The sequence below is a fragment of the Ruegeria sp. BI7 genome (assembly GCF_056537925.1).
The window spans coordinates 74,888-94,219 of sequence record NZ_JBQFSK010000002.1; the positions used below are offsets into that span (position 1 = coordinate 74,888).

The window sequence follows — 19,332 nt, forward strand, 5'->3', positions numbered from 1 at the left end:
CCCTTCGAGTGTGCAGCAGACGCGGTCTTTAACCACCGAATAGTCACATGTTCGCGGATATCAACTCGTTAAATTTCCAAGCATGACGATCAACACTTGCAACAGAATGTTTGAAACACCCTCGGAGGTTAAGGGCAATTCCAAGCAGCGACTTCCTCGGCAGTTATTGGGTATCTTGTCGCCTCCATCACTTCGGGTACCTGACTTGCATCATACCGGTCCATGACCCATCCCCAGACGGGATAGCCCGTACTGTATGGGATTTTTGCGCAAATAAAAAAATGGCGTCCGGCTCCTCAGCTTCGGCTCGCATACGAGGTATTGTTTATTGAGCGGTCTCTGACCAGAGCGGTTTATCGCGAACACCTTCAGCCCTCACGCGGTCAAGGCGATGGTGTCATGATAAATGAACAGCCGGATCGTCAGGACGCCATCTTGTTGATGGGTTTTTTCGACAAAGAGAACCAGGCCCGGCTTGTGGCTCGCGACGGCAGTGTCATTCGCAAATGGTCGCTGGACTATTTTGAACATTACCCAGATGCGCAAACACGCCCCTGCGCAAATCTGGAGGACACATTAGCAGCAGATGCACACGGCGCGTGCCGGACCCCGAAGGGCGAACTGGTGTTCAGCTATGAATATTGTGGAACGGTCAAGCTGGATCCGTGTTCCAATGTACTCTGGGCGCTTGATGAGACGTCGCACCATTCAATGGTGGCGTCCGAACAGGGCGGGTATCTGACACTTGGCCGTAACGAGTGGCCCGCTGCCGAGGTTGCTTATCGCTTTCCAGCCTTTTTTCAGCGACCCCAGATGAGAAAATTTTAACATGATTGTTGTTACACGAAATAGAGATATGCCAGGTGGATTCACAGCCGGGTACATTTTTCACGCCTTTCGATGCAGGACAAAACCTTGTTATGGTGGTGGACCCCACCACGTGAACAGTGAAGTGGCACCAGACCGGCCCCCGGATTCGGCAGCATGACCCAGAGTTTCGCCCGGATGGTAAAATCTCGATTTTCAACAACAATACCTATGTGTCAGCGTATACATGGCATGGCAAAACACGACTGGATGTGCCCCGGGATACGAACATCATGGTCATTGACTCGGTAACCCGTGAGACCGAGATCGTTTTTGGCAGCAAGCCCGGTCAAGAGATACTGTCGGTCATCCGGGGACAACACGAGCATTTGGACGACGACGGGGTTCTGATCACCGCATTCGACGCGGGGCGGGTGCTGGAAATAGATGGCAATGGCAACGTGATCTGGGAATATGTCAATAAATACGATGAGGAATTTGTGGGTGAGGTCGCCAATGCAAAACTCTACCCATTGAGTTATTTTGAAATGGTTTGCGAAGTTTTGGGCAGGGGTAAGTTTTATACCGCTGTGGTTTGTCGGAGCGGTGTTTTTAGTAATGCAGGCAAACCAGGCTCACGCCTATTCCAGCTAAGCGCCACTGGGCGGTTTCCATGTTGCTTAGTGTCCTGTTGCACTGAAACTTCCCTCATTCCATGTAGAATTTATCCATATTCGAACATCGTGTTTCTCGCGCCTGCCATTATGCGGTGAAATTCAAAGATGCGTCTCATTCCGCTTGTCTGGGCTTGCCTTTAGCGATGCGTGAAAAAAGTCGACCGTCGGTCACGGCAAAGCCCAACGCAATGATGGCGAACCCAATCCACGCGCTCGGCTCCATCCTCTCACCAAGGAATGTCACGCCAAGACCGATAGCAAACGGTGGGATCAGCAGCGTCACCAAAAGAAGATTGGCCGCACCCGCACGCGCGAGAATTGCAAAGTAAAGAACATAGGCCAATGCCGTTGACAACGCGGCCATCCCAAGAAGCGCAGACCAAACGCCTAAAGACAAAGCAAAATTGGGGGCACCATCCATCACAAGAACAATTGGGATCATAAGCACGGTGCTGCCAATCAGCATACCGAGCGCATTCACAAGCGGCGGTTGACCTGAAAGGGCAGTTCTGCCCCAGACGCCGGCAAAAGCATAGGAAAGTGTGGCCCCAAGGATAGCCAACTGTGCCAGGTTGCTGGGATTGAGCTCAGTCAACGCACTTGGCCCCATGATAAAGGCCACACCCAATATACCTAGCGCAGCACCTGCTATCTTCTTTGGCGTCAACGGCTCATCCTTGAGAAGCAAACCAGCCACAACTGCTGCGAACATTGCCGTCGTTGCGTTTAGAATTGACGCAAGTCCACTGTCGATCTGCGTTTGCCCCCAGAAGATCAGCGAGAATGGGATGGCATTGTTGAGCGCGCCCATAACAAGATAAGCGCCCCATATCCGAGGGGTGCGTGGCACGCTCAATCCTTTGATTATGACGATCAGGGCAAGAATAGGAACCGCCCAGATCACCCTGTGCAGCGTAATTGTCAGTGGCGGCACTTCGGTCAGGGCAACCTCGCCGAAGAAAAACGAACCGCCCCAAACGGCCGCAAGCAACAGCAGCATGGCAGTGGCCTTCAAATCCATCGATGGCATGGGCTGCAGAGTCATTTGTTGCTGGTTCCTCGTTAACGCTTCTCCCAAAAAACTAATCCGCGCGCCCCCAACACCGCGACCCGTTTCTTGCGGAAAGCTCTCTAATAATGGTCACTCGACCAAAACCGCGACTTCCAAAAAGGCGATGAATTACCTTGTGCGCATAGCCAGGCATTTGCGAGATATCGCACGTTCGCGCTTCTACTTCTCTACACGCCTGAAATTGAAAGATATTTCGGGGGTTTTAATCCTGATCCGCAAGACGCAGAGGCTTAAATTCCCCGATCCGTGCCATTCTAAAACAGGAAATTATTCCGCCGCCTCAAGCAATCTTTCTAAGGGCACCTGGATTTTCCGTTGAACGCCCCGCGGCCATCAACGACGCCTCATAAGATCTCAAAACCGGGCGCGCAGCCTCAAGACCCCGCCCTGATGGCAAATCAAGTTCTGGAAACAACGTCTGGATTTCCGAAACATCCTCTTCATCCAGCGCGGCTGTCCCCGCTTTGCCAAGAAGAAGGCTTTCTGACGCGACGCCATTGGCCCAGACAATCTGGTGATCATCAAAAAGCAGATGGAAATATTCGACTTCGCCACCGATGCGCACAGATATTCCGTCACCGTCAACCAGATACTTTGCTGCTGCCAAAACCTCTGGGCTGGCAAACTGCAACTCGATATCGGCGCCTTGTAACAGAAGGCGATGTTGCGGGCTGACCTCGAATGTGTCCTCGGCGCCCAAAACACCCGCGCGGATTCGGATGGGTGCGAATTTTCCAATAGCCGCCATCGTGCGTCGACCGATCCAACGAATTGGCTGTGCGCCGCTATCCATGGTCAGCACCTGATCTCCCGCTTTCAGGGACTCGATGCGCCTGGGCCCGTCCGGGCAGGCAATCAACGCCCCCCGCACAAAACACAACGGATCGGAATCGGCCCTTTCCCCGAACAGCGAGTATCCGGTATTGAAGCCGTTCGCATAGATCGGCGAGACCAATTGAATCGACTCGATCGCGCTTGCGTCGATGGCGTCCTGATCCGCGTTATCCTGAAATTCCGGTGCCCAATAGGTGTTGCCGTTGGTATCTTGAAAAACAACAGCTGTAATACTTACGGTCGAGCCATCGGTATATGTAATGACAGCATCGAATTGCATTGCTGCATCAAACGACTGCGGCGTCCCACCGTCGATGCTGAACTGATCGTTCGAGACGTTGTTGTCCAGATCATAGGCCGTAGAATCCCCGCCGCTGAAACCAGACCCTGCCTCGGCGAAAGTCTGTCTACTGTCAAACAGAGGATTTCCCGCAGACCCATAGGTGCCAAGGGACGAATTCACTGCGCCGGTTGAAAGGGTTTGGTTGCCTTCAGCCGTGTCCCAGATTTGTTGGTTGCCAAGGGAAAAGACGGTAAATGTTGTCGGCATGGAAAACTCGTAAAAAACAAAAAACGAACGTACAGCAGTCAAATAACCTTCGACTTCTTAACAATTCAAGAATTTTTATTTGTGGATCGGGTTTGGTGGTCAAAACAAATACCGAAACGTGTCTTATTGGTATCTGGGTCGGGCTGGTCAATCATCAGCAGAGTACAGATCTTTATCGTGTAGTGATGCGCAAAAGAACCGAACCCGTGTGGTGCATCAATTACTTACGGTGCAAATCCTTGATGGTCTGTTTTCTCATGTTAGGATCGCGTTCATGCTCAACTTGGTGCAAGTGAAGATCGCATTCGAAAGAGCTAATAAAAACACTGTTGATAGAAAGCAGTCTGTTGGGCCAAATACCTGCAACTGTACTGTTTTTCGATACATCAAACAAAAAAGGCCAAAATGGCCAGTCCACCAACGGAGGTCACACAATGACTATTTCAAACTCTCTGAAGCCTGCTTTGCTGGCTTCAGCCGCATTACTGTTAAGCCAGGGCGCTGCCCTGGCCGATCCTATCAAGATTGCTGTCAACGAATGGACCGGTCAGCATATCTCGGCCCATTTTGCAGGGGCGCTGTTCGAACAGCTGGGCCACGAGGTCGAGTACGTGACCGCCGGTGCCGTGCCGCAGCTGGCCGCCATTGCCGAGGGCAGCCTGCATTATCAGCCTGAGCTTTGGACCAACAATGTCGGCGACATCTACCCCAAGGCCGTTGAGGCCGGGGATATCATTGTTGTTGGTGGCCTGGGGCTTGAGCCGCAGGAAGGCTGGATTTATCCGCCGTATATGGCCGAAAAATGCCCTGGCCTACCGGCCTATGAGGCGCTGTATGACTGCGCGCAGGCTTTTGCCGCCGCGGATACCTTCCCGGATGGTCGTCTGATCACCTACCCGGCAGACTGGGGAACCCGGTCAGCCGATCTGGTTGAGCTGATCGATCTGCCGTTCAAGCCGGTTCCGGGCGGTTCCGAAGGAGCGATGCTGGCCGAACTGAAAAGCGCCGTGGCCGCCGAGCAGCCTATCCTGATGATGATGTGGCAGCCGCACTGGGTCTTTGCCGAGACCGATGTGAACTGGGTCGAATGGGACACGCCGCATGGCACCTGCGACGAGGCCAGCCAGAAACGCGGCGAGGCGTGCGGTTTCCAACAAGCGACTGTCGACAAGATCGTCTCGAAAGATTTCGCGTCGACCTATCCGGATGCGATGAAGATGGTTAAGCAGATGAACCTGACCAACGACGTACAGAACGTACTGATCCTGGAAGTGGATCAGAACGGGCGCGAAGTCAAAGAAGTCGTGGCCGAGTGGATGGGCGCGAACGAAGACGTGTGGCAGCCCTGGGTTGCAGCGGCGAAACAGTAACCCGTCTCTGACCATGGTGGAGCGCGACATATGCGCTCCACCCTTTGTAAGGCTGCTAAAATGACTGCATCTTCCCCAACCAGCACCCCGAAACTGTCCTGCAAACATGTTTGGAAACTTTACGGTAAAGGGGCGGATCAACATCTGCGCAACATCGATGTGACAGGTCAGGACCCAAGCGAGGCCAAGGCCCTGGCTAAACACATTCGCGATGATGGCGGCATTGTCGCCTCGACCGATGTCAGCTTTGATGTCATGCCGGGCGAGATTTTTGTGATCATGGGGCTTTCAGGTTCGGGTAAGTCCACCATCGTGCGCTGCCTGTCCCGTCTGGTCGAACCCACCGCCGGGGAAATATTGCTGGATGGTGAGGATCTGCTGAAAGTCTCGGCGAAGGAACTGATAGACATTCGCCGTCACAAGATGGGGATGGTGTTCCAAAGCTTTGGCCTGATGCCGCACCTGAACGTTCTGGAAAACGTGGCCTTTCCCCTGAAGTTGCAAGGGTTGGACGACAAACAGCGTCTGGAGCGCGCCGAGCGCGTGATCTCATTGGTCGGCCTAGAAGGGCGCGAAAGCAGCTTTCCCAGCCAATTGTCGGGCGGGCAGCAACAGCGTGTCGGCATTGCACGGTCGCTGGCTGTAGAACCAGAGGTCTGGTTTCTGGACGAACCCTTCAGCGCGCTGGACCCATTGATCCGACGCCAGATGCAGGACGAGTTTCTGCGGCTACAACAAGAGCTGCACAAATCTATCGTCTTCATAACCCATGATTTTCTTGAAGCACTGCGCATTGCCGATCGAATGGCAATCATGAAGGATGGCGCAGTGGTTCAGATCGGGCGTCCAGTCGATCTGATCCTGAACCCCGTCGATGATTATGTGCGTGAATTCACCAATGACGTCCCGTGGGAACTGATCCTGACGGCTGGCGATGTGGCTTCGGACAACGTCCCGCCGAGCGGGATCAAAGAGGTTCCGGCCTCAACCAATGTGGCCGATCTGCTGCCCTATCTGGCCTCTCACGACAACGGGGTGGCCGTGCGCAAGGACGACAATGCGCTGGTACACATGACCAGTCAGAACGTGATTGCCGCTTTGGCCAGCGGTGTATCAGACGCCTCAGCGGTCAAGGACTGACCTAATGGATGCAGTTTCGAACAGATCGATGGTGGTCTGGCTTGCGGTCACAGTGCTTGTGGCCATTTGCGTCGTCTTTGCCAAAAGCCTTGGGCCACTGGTCACCTATCCTGATGCACTGGTGCTCCCGGTAACCGACCCGATGAATATCGCGATGCGGTGGTTTGTGGTGACCTTCGGCTGGTTTTTTAAAGCCATTTCTTGGCTGTTGGATTGGCCCATCCTTTTGGCCAAGACGGTTCTGCATGCGGTGCCATGGGTGGCGTGGTTTATGCTGTGGGTCTATCTGGCCCTTCGTGCAGGGGGTCGGGGGCTTGCGATCTTTACCGCCGTCAGCCTTTTATACATGGTCACGTTTGGGTTCTGGACACAGTCCATGAACTCTTTCGCGCTTGTGGTTGTTTCGATTCCGATGGCGGTGGCACTGGGCTTTGCGCTGGGAACCTGGGGGTTTCTGTCTGACAGAGCCTATCGGATCATCATGCCAGTCCTGGATCTGATGCAAACTGTTCCGGCCTTTGCCTATCTGCTGCCGATCCTGCTGTTGTTCGGATTTGGCACTACGGTCGGTTTGGTCGCTTCCATCCTGTTCGCCTTTCCTCCAATGGTGCGCAATACCATCGTTGGCCTGCGCGGTGTTCCGGACGAAGTGATCGAGTCCGGCCTGATGAGCGGTGCCACCCCATCCCAGCTATTCTGGCGCGTGCGAGTTCCAACGGCGCAACGGCAAGTCCTGCTAGGGGTGAACCAAACGACGATGGCATCATTGTCCATGGTGATCATTGCATCGATCATCGGCGGCACCAACGATATCGGCTGGGAGGTGCTATCGACCATGCGCAAAGCGCAGTTCGGTGAAAGCCTTTTGGCAGGGATCGTGATCGCGTTGATGGCCATGGTGCTGGATCGGATCACCTGGGGGTTCGCGGTGCAATCCAGTTCAGCTAAACGCGGGGCCAAAGGCTGGATCATCTGCGCTGCGCTGTTTGGCGTTGCTTGGCTGCTGGCTATGGTTTTCCCACCCCTCAAAGACTGGCCCGAAGCGTGGGTGCTGAACCCCGCCCCGGCTATGAACGCGGGGCTTGAGTGGATCTTTGTCGAATTCCGCACCACGCTTGAAGCAATCAAACGTGTCGCGCTGTTCTACCTGATGCTGCCAATCAAGATCGGGCTGTCTCAGGCCGTCAGCCCGTTTACCTGGGGTTTTGCCATGACACCCGCCGTGACCACGGGGTATGCACTGATCGTCGCGGCAATAGCTGGGTATTTCGCGTTCAAAGGCAAGCAGTTGCAAGCTCTTTGGGTGATCCTGTTCGGGCTGGTTCTGTATTCCGGCCTGACCGGGCTGGCCTGGATTGCGCTTTGCGCCGTGATCCTGGCCCTGGCCTGGCAGGCCGGAGGAAAGAGCCTTGCACTCTGGGCGCTGGCCGGGGTCGCTTTTTTGCTTCTGACCGGAATTTGGGAACCGTCAGTCATTTCTTTGTACCTCTGCGGCGTAGGCGTTCTGCTGTCATTTCTGTTCGGCAGCGCCATCGGCATCTGGGCGTCCGAGAATGACACTGTGTCCCGTATAGTAAGGCCCGTTATCGACACGTTGCAGACCATGCCGCTATTCGTAATCCTCATCCCCTTTGTGATGGTGTTCAAGATTGGTGAATTCACGGCTCTTCTGGCCATTATCGTCTATGCGATTGTTCCGGCGATCCGATACACCGAACATGGGCTACGCAACCTGCCGCATGACGTGATCGAGGCGGCAACAGCCATCGGCACGACGCCTCGTCAGTTGCTGTGGCAGGTGAAATTGCCACTTGCGGTGCCCTCAATCATGCTGGGCCTAAACCAGACAATCATGTTCGGGATTTCAATGTTGGTGATTACCGCCCTGGTGGGCACTGACGATCTGGGCCAGCAGATTTATATCGGTCTTGGAGACGGTGATTTCGGCGTCGGCATGACAGCCGGTATCGGCATGGCCATCATCGCAATGATCGCCGATCGCATCACGCAGGGGTTCAGCCAGCAAATTCAGGCGCGTCTGGGGGCGAAACTCAACGACGCCCTTTAATCTCCAGCGGTACGACATACTGGACACACGGCCTGACAAAATTACGCGGCAGCTCCCGAAAGGTCCAAAGGCCGCAACGGTTGACCGATAGGGTATGATCTATCATCCTGCCCCGTAACGGACTGGCCCGGCGCAATTATTTTACGTTGAGCGAAATTTTCAAATAAGGCTCTCAACATGCCCGATGGATCGCAGAAGCAATATGTGCTGGACACGCATCGTCTGCGCGATCCTGAACACACTCTGCAAATTGTTAATCCTCATCTAAAGGCCATGGGCATCACCCGGATTGCAAATCTGACCGGCCTGGACCGGATCGGATTGCCCACGGTGATGGTTGCCCGACCAAATTCCAGGTCGGTTGCGGTGTCATTGGGCAAAGGATTGTCGCTGAGCGCGGCTCAAGCTTCGGGCGTGATGGAAGCGATTGAGTCCTGGCATGCCGAACGGGTGCAATTGCCGCAGCGTCTGGCCAGATATGCCGAACTGGCCCAAGATGCGACTGTGGTTGAGGTGACCAAGCTACCGCGTGTGACCGGCGGGCATTTCGATCCGCAGGCCAACATGTTGTGGGTTTTAGGCCAGGATCTGGGTACAGGTCACGCGTGCTGGGTTCCGCTTGAGATGGTCGATACCGACTATACCACCGCGCCGGTTGGCGGTCAGGCTGCCTTTCCTCGCACGACCAACGGTCTGGCGTCGGGAAACAACGTGACCGAGGCCAGCTGTCACGCCATCTGCGAGTTGATCGAACGGGACGCCACAACATTGTGGCATCACCGTGCGAGCGCCCCCCGCCTTGATCCAAACACTGTGGATGACCCGCGCTGTCGTCAGGCCATCGAAATGATTGCCACCGCCGGGCTTGAGATCGGGTTGTGGAACACGACTTCAGATATAGGTATCGCCAGTTTCCGCTGTGTGATTTGCGAAGGCGGCGGACAGCCCGGCCATATCGGTATTGGTGATGGTTGCCACCCAGACCGTGCGATCGCCTTGCTGCGGGCCCTGACCGAGGCGGCACAGACGCGACTTACCTATATCTCTGGCGCGCGGGATGATCTGGATCCAGAGGAATTCACCGATCAGGCCAAGATGGATCGGGGGCGCTATGTGCGTGACCTAATTGATAGTGCCGCAGCGGATCAAAGATTTAACGATTGTCCGTCTCATGTGACCGGGTCCTTTGACGAAGACCTGGAATTGCTGCTGCAACGGCTTGCCGCCGTGGGCATTTCACAGGTGGTGACGGTCGATCTGTCGCGGCCTGAAATTGATATCGCTGTGATCCGGGCTGTGATCCCCGGGCTGGAAGCTCCGCATGACGATCCAGATTACGTGCCCGGCCCGCGGGCACAGCGCATAGTGGATGATTTGGCATGACGGCAGTTGTTTTTGTGGGACCTACCCTGACGACTGACGCAGTGGCCGAACATCTGGATGCGACCATTCTGCCACCCGTTCGACAAGGCGACGTCTATCGCGTCGCGCGCGAAAAACCGACCGCAATTGGGATCATAGACGGATTTTTCGAAGGAGTTCCATCGGTATGGCACAAGGAAATCCTATGGGCGATCGAACAGGGTATTCCGGTCTTTGGCAGCGCCAGCATGGGCGCGTTGCGCGCGGCCGAGCTGGCTGATTTCGGAATGATCGGGGTTGGTCAGATCTTTCAGGACTATTACACCGATGTCCTGCAGGATGACGATGAGGTTGCCGTGCTACACAGCCCGGCCGAGCTGGGGTTCCAACCTCTCAGCGAGCCGATGGTGTCGATCCGCGCAACTGTCGAGCAAGCGCAGGCTGCGGGTGTCCTGCCTACTGACACGGCGTCTGAGATGCTACATCTCGCCAAGGTCATGCACTATCGCCAGCGAATTTGGGCGGATATTATCTCTGCCGTGCAGGACTTGCCAGGAGTGGACAGTTTCGCGGATTGGCTGCCGACGGGTCGGGTCGACGCCAAGGCGGTTGACGCATGCGCCATGCTGACTCGCATGTCGGACCACTTGAATGGTACACCTTTGCCCGCGACCGAGGTGACGCGTACCGAACCAACCCTGATGTGGAAAGCCTTATGCGCAAGGGTGGATGGCGGTGAGCCGAAAGCTGATCGCGCCATTGTCGACGAAATACGTCTGAACCCTGACTTATACGCGCAATTGAAAGATCGCGCCGCGTTGGCGCTGCTGTCGCGCGAAGATGCCTCTAGACTGGATCGTACCCCTGCACGCGCTGATCTGGTCCGGAAGATGGACGATCATAGGGCGGCAACAGGCTTGTCACGGCGGTCTGACCTGATGGCGTGGATTGAGGCGAACGATCTGAACCCCGAAAGCTATGAGGCTATGCTGGCAGACGCTGCGCGGATCGACGCCGCCGTTGCATCCCGCGCGAGCTATTTGGACACACAACTGCTGTCAGAATTGCGTCGCACGGGTCAATACACCCAGTTGCGGGATCGGGCCGCCAGCAAGGGACAGAACGCCATTCCGGCGGGCTCATCCGGAGTGGATCGTTTGCGGTTGCTGATGTGGTATTTTGAATCTCGTCTTGACCAAGAGGTGCCTGATGATCTTGACTCCTACGCAGTGGCGCTTGGTCTGGCCGGGCGCGACGCGTTTTATGACCTGATAGAAGCCGAGTTTTTATACTGCCATAAAAGTGCCGACACCGGAGCCGCCGAATAGCAGGTCACCGGAATTTACCGGGCACAACACGGGAGGGCATTTTTGTGAACTACCCCGAACAGATCGAAGACGAAGAACCCGGCACCCGATTCCTGCTGTACCCACAGTCGCCCTTTCTTGAGCCTGACGCCCCGCTGGAGCTGGTCGAAATCTCTGCCCCTCAGGGTAGTGTTGGCCCGGGACCGTCTGGGCCGCGCATGTACACGGTGCACCCGGTGGGCAAAACCACGCCTTATGGGGCAATTGTACCGGGGCCGAACGGGCCCGGCATGTACCTGCCCCCTTGGGATGGCTATATCCAACCGCCCGCCATGCCGGATGAATTCGGAAATTTCATCCATATCGATCCTACCGACCCCTCCTTCGAAGCAGCGCATCTTTATGGTTCGGCCCATTTCACCATGGATGTTTGGCAGGGGTATTTCGACCGTCCGATCCCATGGCACTTTGCCCGCGACTTCGACCGTCTGGAACTGTCACTTCTGCCCAGCCTCGACAATGCGCATATCGGTTGGGGTTTTCTGGAAACTGGCGGCACCCATGAACACGGAGATGAATACCGTCCCTACAGCCTGAATTTCGACGTGGTCGCGCATGAAATCGGCCATGCCATTATCTATAGCGTGATCGGGATGCCGTCGGATGGAGATGCTTCGGGCGAGTATTACGGGTTTCATGAATCTGCCGCCGATCTGGTGGCCTTGTTGGCGTCACTGCATTTCGGGTCGGTGGTGGACACGTTACTCGAAAACACCCGGGGTAATCTTTATACCTTCAACCGTCTCAGCCGATTTGCAGAACTGTCGGACAACGCACAAATCCGGATCGCCGCCAATGACCGCTCTTTGTCGGAATTCGCTGCCGGTTGGTCCAGCGAGCATGCCCTGTCGGAACCCCTGACCGGCGCGATGTTTGATGTCTTTGTCGATATCTATCACGAGAGGTTGCTGGTACACGGCCTGATCTCAGCCGAAGAGGAAAACCTGTCGGACCAACTGGAAGGCACGCCCGAATACAGCCAAGTGATGCAGGGTATTTTTGACAAGCGATATGCCGAAAACCCCGAAGGGTTCCGCATCGCTTTGCTTGAGGCGCGCGACTATCTGGGCACCTACCTTGCCGACGCGTGGGAGCGGCTGGACGCAGATATGCTGAGCTATTTTGGAGTGGAAAAGGCTCTGCTGGCTGTCGACCAAGAGATTACCGGTGGCGCCTTCCGCCGTATCATCGAAGGCAATTTCCGCATGCGTGACATAGGATTGACAACGGCCGGCCCCCACCTACCAGACCCGGAAGAAGACAGCCATTCGCATTCCGTGCGCACGCAGGTGCCGGATTAGCGCCTAAAACCCTTTATTTTTACAAGGATTTATGGCATGCAATCATGGGATGATTTTTGGAAGCATTTTCGGTTCAGACTTTTACGGACCGTGTAGAGGGGGAGATGTGGTCTGTGACACCATATATCCCGAAATTGGGAGATAGTTTCATGCCGGAGACTTTATTGAGTTTTTCTGAAGTGCTGATATTTGGAAGAGTCCTTGAAGATTTAGATTACGAACCCAAAACCAAGACAGGTAAGGGCAATAACAAACATTTGGGTGCACAGTTCGCTGATGTGGGCAACGATAAAGCCCAGTTCGCAAAAATTTACGGTTTCGCTTACGAGGGAACCTACTATGACCTTCCTGAGCCCGTGATTTTTCTTGTCCACGGAGACGGCACGCCGGTGAATGGTGCGAACAACCTGCCAGGAAATCTTGCTTCCCGAGCACCCACTGAACCATCCGTCGGCGGCGTTGCCGCCGCAGATTTTCAAATCGCAAATGACATTAAGGTCTGGAATTACGACAAAGCCGATCAGACCATGCGCATGGACGTGATGACGGGTCAGTTCGAACAGGTTCTGCTGGATATCTATTTCGGCTTCGACAGCCCGGCGATCAGCGGGGCGAAGGTTTCCGGTGCCAAGGTTAGCGGGGCGAAAGTCTCGGGTGCAAAGGTTAGCGGTGCCAAGGTTAGCGGAGCAAAAGTCAGCGGTGCAAAAGCGCGCGGTGGCGATTGAACCCGAACCTCAAGCCAGTAAACAAGGGCGCGCAATGAACGCGCCCTTTTTCATGGCCGGTCAGAACCCGGCTTTTTTCAGACCTTCAACAAAATGCTGGGTGTCTTCTTCCAGCTTGTCCGGTTGAACGGTTCCCCAACGCGCCAATGAAAAATTTGGATGTGCTGCGCGATGTTTATCCGCGATCTGGCGGGCCATATCGAATTGGCCAAGCTGGGCATAGCTTGCCGCCAGCATCCGTTGACCCTCGGTCGGGTTGTTCATCTTGTTGACGACGTCGATGACATCTTCATACTGGCGCAGGTTGTAATACGCGCCCCCCAGATGCCACAGATATTGATCCGGGAAGTATGGGTTCAAGCGCATCGCCTGCTGAAGATGGGTAATCGCCGTTTGGTTGTCCCCCGAATGCGCCAGCGCATCAGCAAAATCGGAATGCATATCTGCGTCGTTTGGGTTCAGTGCCAACGCGCGCTGATAAGATTGCAGCGCTGCGTCGTGTTCCTTGCGGTATAGGTGGACATACCCCAATTCACCAAAACCGCGCGCGTCCGTGGGATCCAGTTCAATCGCCCGCTGTGCGAAAGTCAGCGCCTGATCCAGTGCTTGCGAAGGATCTTCGGACCAGGAATAGCGCCAGTCGATGTTCAACGTCCGCGACAACGCGGCAGCGGCGCGCGCATAGCCCCCATCCCGATCCAGCGCGTTCTGATAGAAGTTTTGCGCCTTCCGGTTGTCATTCCTGGTGTATTTGAAGATGTGATACTGGCCCTGCAAAACAGAGCCATAAGCCTCGAGGTCGGATGGGACCGACTGAATCATCCGCTGCTTTTCATGCGACTCGATCATCACCGCGGTTGCGGCCACGATGCACTCGGTCACCTCATCCAGAATGTCGAAAATATCGTCGATATTACGATCAAACCGCTCACCCCAGATGGTGCGTTCGGTTGAGGCATCGATCAGTTCCGCCGTGATCCGAATGCGGCTGGCCGAGCGACGCACGCTGCCCCGCGCGATATACCGCACGTTGAGCTTTTGCGCGGCCTCTTTCGGTGGCATCCCCTGTGTCTTGAAGAAAAAGGACGAGTTCCGCGCGATTACGAACAGATTGCGAAACTTGGACAGGTTCATGATGATGTCGTCGGTCAACCCTTCCGCAATCCAGCTGTCGGATTCGTCACCGCCATTGCTGCTGAAGGGCAGAACCGCCACCGAGGGCGTATCGGGACGTTCCAGAATATTCCCGGGCATATCCGGTCGCATCGTTCCGGCCATTGTGGCGCCAGCGACTTCGCTGCGGACACAATAGGTCGAGACAGGCGCAAGGATGTTCTTCAGGTGCTGAGGACCGAGAAATTCATAGCCATAGCGCAGCCGGTTACAGACCTGATCATAAACGGCGGAACTGACGTAAACCCTTTCTGGTTCAGCAATTTCCTGAAGACGCGCCGCGATATTCACATTGTCGCCATGAATGCCGCGATCGTCGATCAGGATTTCGCCCAGATGGACGCCCGCGCGAAAGTTGATTCGTTGATTTTCGGCGCGATCCTGATTGTGCTGGCTGGCAATGCGGTGCAGTTCGACGCCGAACTCCACGGCACTGGTGGCAGTTTCGAACAAAGCCAGAATACCATCGCCGCGCACCTCGACCACCCGGCCCTGAAAACGGGCACAGGTCTCTTCAAGATGAGAAATCAACGATTTCAATGCGTTATAGGTGTCCAGCTCGTTCTCACTCATCAGGCGGGAATACCCGACGACATCGGCAAACAAGACTGCACCCAGCTTCTGCGTTATGGAAGAGTTTGGACTCTTGGTGTTCACATTCATAACTCGTATTAGGGGCTGCGTTCGAACCCTATGGTCACCTTATAGCAAAATGTGCCTCTGCGCTTGCAGAGCAATTGCACACCCCGTTAGTCACACTTATCAACCTGTGGTGGCCAAGACCAGCTTGGGCACCCGTTCTCTCCGAAAGTCACAACTGTTTCTGAGCTAATGCTTTTTGCCAGGGTCGGACGAGTATTCATCCAATCCTGACGGAGAAGTCCAACAACAATCATGTCATGAAACGTTCCGTCTGCATACCAGGCTTGCCGCATGGTACCTTCGACCTGACATCCCAGTCTTTCCACAAGGTCGCGGCTGATATGATTATCCTGCCTGTAATATGAGGTCAGCCTGTTCAAACCCAGTTGACGGAATGCAAAATCCGCCACCAGTGCCGTCGCTCTGATGGCAAGGCCCAAACGCCGAACCGATTTTTCGACAAACATGGCGATGACCGCGTCCCGGTTTACCGGGGAAATCGCCTCGAGCCCAACAATCCCCACCACTTGTCCGCTATTGGAGGCGACAACGAACCAGCACTTTCCGCTGCCGCCTGACGCGCTAAATGCATCGCGCCAGACGTCTTCGGTTTGCGCAAGGTTGAACGGAACCCGCGATGTACGATCAAATCGGCCGAGGTCCTCGATATCCTGAAACCAGGGTGTGATTACCTCCAGATCTGCTTTTTCAAGTGGGCGCAGTTTGAATACGCTGTCGGACTTGTCTGACAATGGACCAACTACCTTTAACTAATATCAGAAAATATACACCCCAGAGCCTAACATACATAGGCAGCAAATACGAAATGAGAAAACAGCGGCCCGGCGATTATATACCTATGGTTGCGAAGATCAGACCCCGACGTGCCGAAGATCAACATGCCCTTGGTCGCACGACCCTGAAGTATGCACCGCTCCGGTTTGTCTATTGCACGCCCAAGGCGGCGGTGATTTGGTCACATCGAACAGCCTATTGCCGTCGTCGGCGGCTGGACCAACTGAGTTGAAAGGGAACAGGATATGAAGCTGTTACGCTATGGGCCGGTTGGCGCGGAAAAGCCCGGTATTCTGGATGAGGCCGGTAAAATCCGCGATCTGTCGGGGATTGTTGACGATGTAACTGGCACGATGCTTGGCGATGAAAGCATGGCGCGGCTGCGTGGGCTCGACCTTGGAACATTGCCTGTCGTCGACGGTGATCCGCGGATTGGGGCGTGTGTCGGGAATGTTGGTAAATTCGCCTGCATCGGCCTGAACTATGCCGATCACGCAGCCGAAAGCGGTCTGGACCTGCCCGACGAGCCGGTGGTTTTCTTCAAGGCGACCTCTGCCATCGTAGGTCCGAATGACACTGTCGAAATCCCGCGCGGTTCGGTCAAGACCGATTGGGAGGTTGAACTGGGCGTCGTCATCGGCAAGCACACCAAATATATTTCCGAGGCCGAGGCGCTTGACCACGTAGCCGGATATTGTGTGATCAACGATTTGTCCGAACGGGATTTTCAACTCCACCGCTCGGGCCAGTGGGTCAAAGGTAAATCGGCCGACACGTTCGGCCCGATCGGACCCTGGCTGGTCACCCGGGACGAGATCGCCGATCCACAGAATCTGCAGATGTATCTTGAGGTGAACGGGCATCGCTATCAGGATGGTTCGACCAATACGATGCATTTCAGTGTGGCCACAGTCATTTCGCACCTGTCGCAGTTCATGTCACTGCAGCCGGGGGATGTGATTTCAACCGGAACACCACCGGGTGTGGGTATGGGACGGACCCCTCAGATCTATCTGAAACCCGGTGACAAGATGGAACTGGGCGTCCAAGGGCTGGGCGTACAACGACAGGACGTGGTGCAGGGCTGAACACCCTTACTCTGGCCAGGGCAAGGAGTAGGTCTTGACGTTGGTGAAGAATTTCATCGCCTCGATGACCCCTTCTTTGACCCCGTTGCCGCTGTTCTTGATGCCCCCAAAAGGCGACATTTCGATCCGGTACCCGGGCTGTTCCCAGATATTGCAGGTTCCGACATTCAGACCATTGATATAGGCAATCGCGCGGTTCAGATCGTTGGTGCAGACGCCCGAGGACAGGCCAAACGCAGTTCCGTTTGAGATTTCCATGACCTTGGCGTCATCATCCGGCACGCGGACGATGGGTATGATGGGACCGAAGGTTTCCTCCATCACCAGCTCGCTGGTGTGGGGAACCTTGTCGACGACAATCGGCGGCAAAAGCGCGCCCTGACGACCGGGGTGGTAGAGAATCACCGCGCCCTCGCCTTCAGCCATGTAAACACGTTTTTCGCACAGTTCCGCAGCCTCGGAATGGATCACGCAGCCCAGTTGCGTTTCAGGATCCTGCGGATCGCCAAAGCGAATGGCCTTGGCCTTTTCCAGAACCAACGGCACAAATCTATCCGCCACGCTGTCCTGTACGAGAATACGTTTTATCGCCGTGCAACGCTGCCCGGAATTGCCAGTGGCCCCGGCCACGGCGATGGCTGCGGCCCGGTCCAGATCGGCCTCGCTCAGATCGTTCAAGACGATCAGGGGATCGTTGCCGCCCAACTCTAGCGCCTGACGTTTAAACCCCGCTTTTTCAGCAATCATTTTGCCCACCGGCTCCCCACCCGTGAAGGTGATGATGTCGGTGTTTTCATTGGTGACCATCTCATCACCAATGTCCTGTGGCCAGCCAGTGACCACCTGGAACATCTCGGGCGGTAATCCTGCCTCGTACAGGATGTCAGCCAGTGTCAGCGCTGTCAGCGGGGTCAATTCGGTCGGTTTGCAGACCATGCAATTGTTGGTGGCAATCGACGGGGCAACCTTGTGGCTGACCATGTTCAGGGGATGGTTGAAGGGCGTGATCGCGCTGATGGCTTTAACCGGTTCGCGTTTGGTGAAAATCTTCCGCTGCTTGCCATTATGGGTCAGATCGCACGAGAACACCTCACCATCATCCTTCAGCGCTTCGGCTGCGGCGAACTGAAATACATCCTGCGCCCGCTTGGTTTCGTAATTCGCATGCTGGTGGCAGATGCCAAGTTCCAGCGTCAGCCACTTCGCCAGATCGTCGCGTTTTTCACCGATTAATTCACCTGCGCGCTGCAGAATCTGGCTGCGTTCGTACCGGGTAAGCTTGGGGGTATAACTTGCAGCGACCTCAAAAGCCTTGCGTGCGTGTTCGGCGGTGCCTGCTGGCACCGTGCCAATAACCTCGTTGGTATAAGGGTAGTGAACGGGAACCGTAGCCTCGGTAAAAACGATCTGCCCCCCGATGCGCATGCCTTCGTTGCGAATGTCGGATGTATTCATGATCCCGTCCATTTTTCTTAAGCGCCTCTTTTGTTTCATAGATAAAAACGTCAATTATCCTGTAATTCGTCTCGTACCGTCAGAACGCCATTTTCGTACCAGAGAAATCCCTGCTCATGGTCCGTCAGAATCCGTGCGACACCTAATTGTTATCCTTAATGCAAAGGGCTTGGAAATTGTTCAGGCATTTTGTATTTTGGATACAAGTTTCCAGTACCCGAGACGAAGTGAATGCCCAGAACGCGTGCGATCCCCCGACAAAGCCTGCCCGACGTCATCACCAACGATCTGCGCGAGCGGATTCTGAGCGGTGAAATCGCCGAAGGTGAAACCATTCGTCAAGAGGCACTGGCTGAGGATTACGACGTCTCGCGCATGCCGATCCGCGAGGCGCTGAAACGGCTGGATGCCGAGGGCCTCGTGCAGCTAACCAACAACCGAGGTGCTGCGGTCACATCGCATTCCCTGTCCGAAATCGGAGAGATTTTCGACCTGCGGGTCTTGCTTGAGGTGGATCTTTTCAAACGCGCCATTCAGCAGATGACTGCCGCCGATTTCAACGAATGCGATCGGATTCTGGATGCGATGGAAAAGTCCTATGATGCATATGATGTGGGCCGCTGGGGCAGCTTGAACAATGAATATCACATGGCGCTTTACGCCGCTGCCGGTCGCGGGCTGAGCAACGAAATCCTTCAGCGGGTAAACGTGCAGTCCGACCGCTATGTTCGCATGCATCTAAGTGTCATGGAGCAACGCGAACCCGCCAAGAAAGACCACCGCGAGCTATTGTCGCTGGCCCGTGCGGGTCGGGTCGATGATGCCTGTGACCTGCTGACCCGGCATATCCAGCGCACCAAGGAACAATTGCTAGCCATGATAACGGCGACGCGTAAAACCGAATAA

The 19,332-nt window shown here is 55.2% G+C and carries 16 protein-coding genes; 11 read left to right on the top strand and 5 right to left on the bottom strand.

Annotated elements, in window-relative coordinates:
* Nucleotides 1–399: 399 nt before the first annotated feature.
* Both ACR0JB_RS08015 and ACR0JB_RS08020 read left to right on the top strand, forming a co-directional pair.
* The gene (locus ACR0JB_RS08015) at nucleotides 400–828 is read left to right on the top strand and encodes a hypothetical protein (protein ID WP_170506080.1); all 429 of its coding nucleotides are present in this window, start codon (nucleotides 400–402) and stop codon (nucleotides 826–828) included.
* A gap of 119 nt (nucleotides 829–947) precedes the next feature.
* Complete coding sequence (locus ACR0JB_RS08020; protein ID WP_170394588.1) at nucleotides 948–1,580, top strand: arylsulfotransferase family protein; 633 nt, start codon at nucleotides 948–950, stop codon at nucleotides 1,578–1,580.
* 16 nt (nucleotides 1,581–1,596) lie between these two features.
* On the opposite strand, the gene ACR0JB_RS08025 is transcribed toward ACR0JB_RS08020, so the two are convergent.
* Together ACR0JB_RS08025 and ACR0JB_RS08030 are read right to left on the bottom strand one after the other, a co-directional pair.
* The gene (locus ACR0JB_RS08025) at nucleotides 1,597–2,529 is read right to left on the bottom strand and encodes a DMT family transporter (protein ID WP_254440508.1); all 933 of its coding nucleotides are present in this window, start codon (nucleotides 2,527–2,529) and stop codon (nucleotides 1,597–1,599) included.
* A 307-nt stretch (nucleotides 2,530–2,836) separates the two neighbouring features.
* Entirely contained in the window at nucleotides 2,837–3,940 is a 1,104-nt protein-coding gene (locus ACR0JB_RS08030; protein ID WP_480789812.1) for a Hint domain-containing protein, read from the bottom strand.
* 434 nt (nucleotides 3,941–4,374) lie between these two features.
* Here ACR0JB_RS08030 and ACR0JB_RS08035 point away from each other — a divergent pair, with 434 nt between their 5' ends.
* The 7 genes from ACR0JB_RS08035 (at nucleotide 4,375) to ACR0JB_RS08065 (ending at nucleotide 13,273) form a co-directional block, all read left to right on the top strand.
* Complete coding sequence (locus tag ACR0JB_RS08035; RefSeq protein WP_170394594.1) at nucleotides 4,375–5,310, top strand: ABC transporter substrate-binding protein; 936 nt, start codon at nucleotides 4,375–4,377, stop codon at nucleotides 5,308–5,310.
* A 60-nt stretch (nucleotides 5,311–5,370) separates the two neighbouring features.
* Nucleotides 5,371–6,450: a quaternary amine ABC transporter ATP-binding protein gene (locus tag ACR0JB_RS08040; RefSeq protein ID WP_170394597.1), complete on the top strand. Its 1,080-nt coding sequence runs from the start codon at nucleotides 5,371–5,373 to the stop codon at nucleotides 6,448–6,450.
* Nucleotides 6,451–6,454: 4 nt separating this feature from the next.
* The gene (locus tag ACR0JB_RS08045; protein ID WP_170394600.1) at nucleotides 6,455–8,518 is read left to right on the top strand and encodes an ABC transporter permease; all 2,064 of its coding nucleotides are present in this window, start codon (nucleotides 6,455–6,457) and stop codon (nucleotides 8,516–8,518) included.
* Nucleotides 8,519–8,695: 177 nt separating this feature from the next.
* Complete coding sequence (locus tag ACR0JB_RS08050) at nucleotides 8,696–9,901, top strand: YcaO-like family protein (protein WP_170506078.1); 1,206 nt, start codon at nucleotides 8,696–8,698, stop codon at nucleotides 9,899–9,901.
* Nucleotides 9,898–11,208 (top strand): TfuA-like protein, encoded by a 1,311-nt coding sequence (locus ACR0JB_RS08055; RefSeq protein WP_170506075.1) that lies wholly within the window; start codon nucleotides 9,898–9,900, stop codon nucleotides 11,206–11,208. Before ACR0JB_RS08050 ends, ACR0JB_RS08055 begins: the two co-directional genes overlap by 4 nt.
* 44 nt (nucleotides 11,209–11,252) lie before the next feature.
* A complete protein-coding gene (locus ACR0JB_RS08060) occupies nucleotides 11,253–12,548 on the top strand; it encodes a gluzincin family metallopeptidase (protein ID WP_480789813.1) in 1,296 nt (431 codons plus the stop codon).
* A 113-nt stretch (nucleotides 12,549–12,661) separates the two neighbouring features.
* The gene (locus tag ACR0JB_RS08065) at nucleotides 12,662–13,273 is read left to right on the top strand and encodes a hypothetical protein (protein WP_367648164.1); all 612 of its coding nucleotides are present in this window, start codon (nucleotides 12,662–12,664) and stop codon (nucleotides 13,271–13,273) included.
* Nucleotides 13,274–13,333: 60 nt separating this feature from the next.
* Here ACR0JB_RS08065 and ACR0JB_RS08070 read toward each other — a convergent pair whose 3' ends face one another.
* Both ACR0JB_RS08070 and ACR0JB_RS08075 read right to left on the bottom strand, forming a co-directional pair.
* Complete coding sequence (locus tag ACR0JB_RS08070) at nucleotides 13,334–15,052, bottom strand: adenylate/guanylate cyclase domain-containing protein (RefSeq protein ID WP_254440507.1); 1,719 nt, start codon at nucleotides 15,050–15,052, stop codon at nucleotides 13,334–13,336.
* A 143-nt stretch (nucleotides 15,053–15,195) separates the two neighbouring features.
* Complete coding sequence (locus tag ACR0JB_RS08075) at nucleotides 15,196–15,840, bottom strand: GNAT family N-acetyltransferase (RefSeq protein WP_480789814.1); 645 nt, start codon at nucleotides 15,838–15,840, stop codon at nucleotides 15,196–15,198.
* A gap of 288 nt (nucleotides 15,841–16,128) precedes the next feature.
* Between ACR0JB_RS08075 and ACR0JB_RS08080 the strand changes: the two genes are divergently transcribed.
* Nucleotides 16,129–16,971, top strand: a complete 843-nt coding sequence (locus tag ACR0JB_RS08080) for a fumarylacetoacetate hydrolase family protein (protein WP_480789815.1) — start codon at nucleotides 16,129–16,131, stop codon at nucleotides 16,969–16,971.
* Between the two features lie 6 nt (nucleotides 16,972–16,977).
* Here ACR0JB_RS08080 and phnY read toward each other — a convergent pair whose 3' ends face one another.
* On the bottom strand, nucleotides 16,978–18,426 hold the full coding sequence (phnY, locus tag ACR0JB_RS08085; protein ID WP_170506070.1) for a phosphonoacetaldehyde dehydrogenase: 1,449 nt from the start codon (nucleotides 18,424–18,426) through the stop codon (nucleotides 16,978–16,980).
* 231 nt (nucleotides 18,427–18,657) lie between these two features.
* On the opposite strand from phnY, the gene ACR0JB_RS08090 reads away from it, so the two are divergent.
* The gene (locus ACR0JB_RS08090; protein ID WP_170350064.1) at nucleotides 18,658–19,332 is read left to right on the top strand and encodes a GntR family transcriptional regulator; all 675 of its coding nucleotides are present in this window, start codon (nucleotides 18,658–18,660) and stop codon (nucleotides 19,330–19,332) included.